At 34.6% G+C, this 4,734-nt stretch carries 7 protein-coding genes and 1 pseudogene; all 8 read right to left on the bottom strand.

The annotated features are described in order from the left end of the window. Positions 1 to 34: 34 nt before the first annotated feature. Positions 35 to 403: a hypothetical protein gene (locus tag ACTNES_RS19490; protein ID WP_441040442.1), complete on the bottom strand. Its 369-nt coding sequence runs from the start codon at positions 401 to 403 to the stop codon at positions 35 to 37. After that, positions 390 to 1,118, bottom strand: a complete 729-nt coding sequence (locus ACTNES_RS19485) for a LytR/AlgR family response regulator transcription factor (protein WP_441040441.1) — start codon at positions 1,116 to 1,118, stop codon at positions 390 to 392. Before ACTNES_RS19485 ends, ACTNES_RS19490 begins: the two co-directional genes overlap by 14 nt. A 5-nt stretch (positions 1,119 to 1,123) precedes the next feature. Further along, on the bottom strand, positions 1,124 to 1,498 hold the full coding sequence (locus tag ACTNES_RS19480; RefSeq protein WP_441040440.1) for a helix-turn-helix domain-containing protein: 375 nt from the start codon (positions 1,496 to 1,498) through the stop codon (positions 1,124 to 1,126). 477 nt (positions 1,499 to 1,975) lie between these two features. Further along, positions 1,976 to 2,191 (bottom strand): annotated as a pseudogene (locus ACTNES_RS19475) (transposase domain-containing protein); the annotation flags it as partial. Positions 2,192 to 2,661: 470 nt separating this feature from the next. Continuing rightward, a complete protein-coding gene (gene tnpA / locus ACTNES_RS19470; protein WP_441040439.1) occupies positions 2,662 to 2,865 on the bottom strand; it encodes an IS66 family insertion sequence element accessory protein TnpA in 204 nt (67 codons plus the stop codon). 190 nt (positions 2,866 to 3,055) lie between these two features. After that, positions 3,056 to 3,487: a hypothetical protein gene (locus ACTNES_RS19465; RefSeq protein ID WP_441040438.1), complete on the bottom strand. Its 432-nt coding sequence runs from the start codon at positions 3,485 to 3,487 to the stop codon at positions 3,056 to 3,058. Further along, on the bottom strand, positions 3,484 to 3,687 hold the full coding sequence (locus tag ACTNES_RS19460; protein ID WP_441040437.1) for a helix-turn-helix transcriptional regulator: 204 nt from the start codon (positions 3,685 to 3,687) through the stop codon (positions 3,484 to 3,486). The genes ACTNES_RS19465 and ACTNES_RS19460 overlap by 4 nt, the downstream gene beginning before the upstream one ends. Before the next feature lie 490 nt (positions 3,688 to 4,177). Then, on the bottom strand, positions 4,178 to 4,555 hold the full coding sequence (locus ACTNES_RS19455) for an ATP-binding cassette domain-containing protein (protein ID WP_441040436.1): 378 nt from the start codon (positions 4,553 to 4,555) through the stop codon (positions 4,178 to 4,180). Positions 4,556 to 4,734: the final 179 nt, after the last annotated feature.

The following is a 4,734-nucleotide window of genomic DNA, read 5'->3' as shown; positions in this document are numbered from 1 at the left end:
TCCTGGTTGGTTTTTCCCATAGAATAAGTCCTCCTTAAAATATATTGGTTTTTCCCAGTATATCAATTGGTGGAGGAAATAGCACTACGCCTTCTTTTGAAGCACTTACGATTGCATTAAATGTAATCACAAACACACTCTTATTCCACCACATACCTTCATAAGCAATCATAACCGCAAACAGTGTAACAATTACTGTAACTGCAATATTTACATAAGCAGGAAAGCTACTGATGGTCGATATTCCAAACTGCCACAAAACAAATACCGCCAGTCCAACTACATATAATCCTTTGTCCTTTTTCCGGTCAAAAAATATGTCAAAATAATAAAAGAACAGATATACAGCATAAGCACTCAACAATATATCTGCTCCGTAAGACAAAGCCTTATCTATCCACATAATATGTATCCTCCATCGAACAATACTGCTCGCTGATCATCTTTCTTCTGTCTTCACTAATGGAAATCTTCTTTCCATTGTCCATTACTACAAAATCATAGGACTGTCCCTTTACATGCTTATAATTTACAAGAAAAGACTGATGGACACGTAAAAAAGAGACTTTGCATGCTTTCAGGCTGTTCTCTATCTCACTTAATTTCCCATATAACTCAAAAGTTTCTTCTCCAGTCACAATAAACACTTTCCGCTTATTGCTCTCAAAATATAAAATATCCCGGATCAGTACCTTATGATTCATACGTTGGTAACTATAACGAAAGTAAAAGTCTCCGCTATTTATATCCTCATAAGCCGCCATAAAACACGTTTCCATTTGATTCTCGCTTACCGGCTTTACCAGAAACTGAAACGGCCGCACCACAAAGGATTCTTTCATGTGGTTTTCATGGCTGGTAACATAAATAATCAAAACATTTTTATCATATGTTCTGATTCTTTTAGCTGCTGAAATCCCATCCTCTTTGTCCATTTCTATATCCAGATAAATGATATCGTAACCGTCCCCTGCTGCAACCGCGTCTGCCAGACTCTCCCCATTCCAGAATACTTCTATGTCTATATCGACGAAATTCCTCTTCGCTATTTTCCGAATCAGCATCTCTATCTGCCCTGTTGTTCGAATATCATCATCACAAATCGCTATATTCAACATTCACATCAACTCTCTTCTGTCTGCTTGTTGTCCTTTTTTCGCTTTTCACTCGCCTTTTTTACCGTCTGTATAATCGACCATATCATTTCCTTGTCGTATGAATCTAAATCCTTATATACTTCAATCAAGTCGTAATACTCATCTAATGTTTCATTCATTTTCATCTGTCTCTGTAGATCCCTTTTTACATCTGAAACACCCAGTAGATAGTCCGTTGTTACATTAAAATACGTTGCTATCTTCTTAAGGATATCCACCTTTACCAGTGTGACATCCTTCTCATATTTACTAAGCATTTGCTGAGTTATCCCTAATTCTGCCGCAAGAATTTCCTGTATTAGCCCTCGTTTCTCCCGGAGCTGTTTGATTCTACTCTCCATAATTGATTACCTCTTAATTATATTGTAGTTCTATGCTACCCTAATTCGTTCGATGCAATACAAATAATAGGAGTAATCAATTACGCTGTTATCTTAAACGTAAAGCGAGCAGTGTTGCTACACTGCTCAAATCTCTACATAATATGTTTTTTTAAGAAACTTCCTTAAATGCAAATTAAATAGTATAAAAAAGCAAACCTTTTTGAATAATGCACAGTAATTATATACTGCATTATATTTCAGGATATTTTTTCATAATCTGTTTTACACTACCTATATCACGGTTATATTCTATCATATTCATCATCTTTACTCACTTATATGTAATTTTTTCTATTCTCCATGTAATACTTTTTTTGTAACGATATGTACTATTTTTCTTTAATTCCTTTTGAATTGTTAGTAACCGCCAAATAATAATGCGGTCAGATATAAAATTACCCCAGCCCTTTGCGAGTTGGAGTAATTCTCTACAATTCACATGCGATTTTTGATAGACAGAAGTTTTTCACTCCATGGTGCCAGTTCTGCGAACTGTTCATCGCTGATCTCTTTCGATGGCCGGTGTTCCAGAAGGAACTTCAGATATCCGTAAACATTCAGTTCATGTGCCTTTGCCATCTCCACCATGGTGTAGACCACTGCGCTGGCATTGGGTCCATTTACGGAATCACTGAACAGCCAGTTCTTCTTGTTATGCTCTTTAGAACATAACAAGAAATTGTGCGATAATGAAATCGCTATAAATTTTTGAAAGGAAGTAATTTCATGGATTACCAAACAACTGTTGACACAGTAATGTATCCTATTAAAAGAAAAGAAAGTATGTTCCAGTAGCCGGAGGTCTCATAAAGACTGTTATGATTCTTTGGAGGAATTCTTAAATCAAACAGGACGGGAATATTCAGAAAAAGCAAGAGATGAATGGCTTTCATTTATTAAAAGTGAATATCCAAGCCAAAGATATACGGTCTGGAAACAATATATCTTTCAATTGGAAGAAATGGCAGAAACTGGCACGATATCTTAGAATTATGATATCCTTCGTGGTCACTTCAATCGTATGTGAATTATCAAAGTGCATTTGCGATGCAGTATTCTGTTCTGGGAAACGATCCGGAACAATGTTAATGAGAACCACATCCTGCTTAGGAAGAGGTTCCTCATGATAACCGTAATTCGGTGCCCGAATCTGATCCGCCGCTACTTTTCGGCAACAGGCAACGGCTGACCCAATTATAAAAGGTGCTTGCTGCAATGCCGTTTTCACGGCACCAGTCAGCATCTGTCATACCGCTCTTGCGGCATTCATTGATAAGCCTAATCTGCTCCGCCATGGGAACATGGGTTTTGCGAGTAGCTACCATAACCCCTCCTCCGTAATTGTAGTAAAATGGTCTAAATATCTAACAACTACAATTCTAAAGAAAATTAACGGATCAGAAAAACAACTCTAATATACACCTATGCCTTACTTTAGACTATCTTTTGATACACCATCATGTAAATCATATTATGATTTTACATTTTATTTGGAGAGTTAATTTTACGAGAAATTCACATTTTTCGTTCTAATCTCTTTTTGTACAAAAAGCGCCCTACTTCACATCCCAAAATTATCGCAACCCAAATACAAACAGCTACCTTACTGATTTCTTCTAAGACGATAAGAACAAAAATGCTCATTATCATTAATCTACTCAGCATTTCATACGTTTCCGCTTTGGAATAATTCTCAATAGTGATATGTCTTTCATCTTGCAATTGTATTTTTCTATTGTACTCAATACTATTCGAGGATGCCATAAATATCTTATCTAAATCTAATCCCTCCATCAAAAAGAAAAACCCAGCTATGCACAGTCCTATTATCAAGCTTCCCTTCTCAATACCACTTGCAGCTAAAATATCTTCATCTAAAATAAATGCTACTACACTGGATGCAAAAAAAGCACAAGAACATATCAAATATTTTTTATTATTCTTCATTCTTTCCCCTCCTCATAAACGAAAATCTCTTCTATCGACCTTGAAAAAAAATGTGCTATTTTAAACGCTAATATTATAGATGGGTTATATCTGCCTTTTTCTAAAGAACAAATTGTCTGTCTTGATACTTGTAAAGCTTCAGCCAATTCTTCCTGACTTAATCCGTTTTGCCTTCGTAATTGTTCTAATACATTTTTCACTAATCATCCTCAAGTTTTTCCTATATTCTGGTCTTAGTATATTATATTTTTGCATATATGTCAAGTTAGCTTTCCTAATTTTCTAAAAATATTCCAGAAGACATTATAAGATTTTTGAATATTCAAAAATAGTGTCTCAAAATTATATTGATGACATGAACAAACTCCAACTTGTAAAAATAAAATCAACTATACATCTCAAATTACCTGTTTGTATATAGAATTCTTAGATCTTGCAACAAATTCTTTAAGCAGAATATTTCCCCACACAGACTGTCCGAAAACTAATTTTGGCCGGTCATCATTCTCCACTTTTATATCTAAATGGGCCATTAAATCATCTTCTGACACTACATCGTTGTTTTTCTTATCGTTGCATACTGGACGTTGTCCCCAACTTTTAAAATTGGCTTTTGAGTTTTTGCGCAGTCTCCCCTAATAAAGAACACAATACGACCCGCATAAGGAAATCTAATGTAGATAATTCTCTTTATTGTTTTGCTATTATTTCATTCATATAAATTTTAGAATATAGTCCTTTATTATGTAATAACAATTCATGATTTCCCTCCTCTTCAATTTTACCATCGTTTATTACTACAATTCTGTCAAAATTCATAATTGTACTTAATCTATGAGATATCACAATACAAATAAGATCTAGGTCTTTTATACAATTCAGAATTTGTTTCTCAGATAAATTATCCATTGAACTTGTCGGTTCATCCATTAATAATACTTTTGGCTTCTTTAATAAAGCTCGAGCTAAAGCTATTTTTTGTTTTTGTCCGCCGGACAAATTCATTCCATCTTGTGAGATATGTGTATCCATACCTGCAGGCATCTCTTCTATTAACTTATCTACCATCGTGATTCTAAGTACTTCTTGTAAATAATCTTCGTCATAATCATTATTATTTAAAATAATATTCTCGCCACCACTTTACAACTTTTTCATAAAAAAATATCGTACAGGACTTTCTGATGTATAATGAATTTGACCCAAAACATTACAAAGGAAAGTGACCCTGTACGACAAAAACATTA

It is taken from the genome of Blautia sp. HCP3S3_D9 (assembly GCF_052063845.1).
In the GTDB taxonomy this organism is placed as follows: Bacteria; Bacillota; Clostridia; order Lachnospirales; family Lachnospiraceae; genus Blautia_A.
This window is presented reverse-complemented; position numbering and strand designations above follow the sequence as displayed.

What these genes read in the sequence shown, in the direction of transcription:
- ACTNES_RS19465 (WP_441040438.1), bottom strand. Translation starts at nt 3,487, where the DNA reads ATGAAGAATAATAAAAAATATTTGATATGTTCTTGTGCTTTTTTTGCA.
- tnpA (WP_441040439.1), bottom strand. Translation starts at nt 2,865, where the DNA reads ATGGTAGCTACTCGCAAAACCCATGTTCCCATGGCGGAGCAGATTAGG.
- ACTNES_RS19480 (WP_441040440.1), bottom strand. Translation starts at nt 1,498, where the DNA reads ATGGAGAGTAGAATCAAACAGCTCCGGGAGAAACGAGGGCTAATACAG.
- ACTNES_RS19485 (WP_441040441.1), bottom strand. Translation starts at nt 1,118, where the DNA reads ATGTTGAATATAGCGATTTGTGATGATGATATTCGAACAACAGGGCAG.
- ACTNES_RS19490 (WP_441040442.1), bottom strand. Translation starts at nt 403, where the DNA reads ATGTGGATAGATAAGGCTTTGTCTTACGGAGCAGATATATTGTTGAGT.
- ACTNES_RS19455 (WP_441040436.1), bottom strand. Translation starts at nt 4,555, where the DNA reads ATGGTAGATAAGTTAATAGAAGAGATGCCTGCAGGTATGGATACACAT.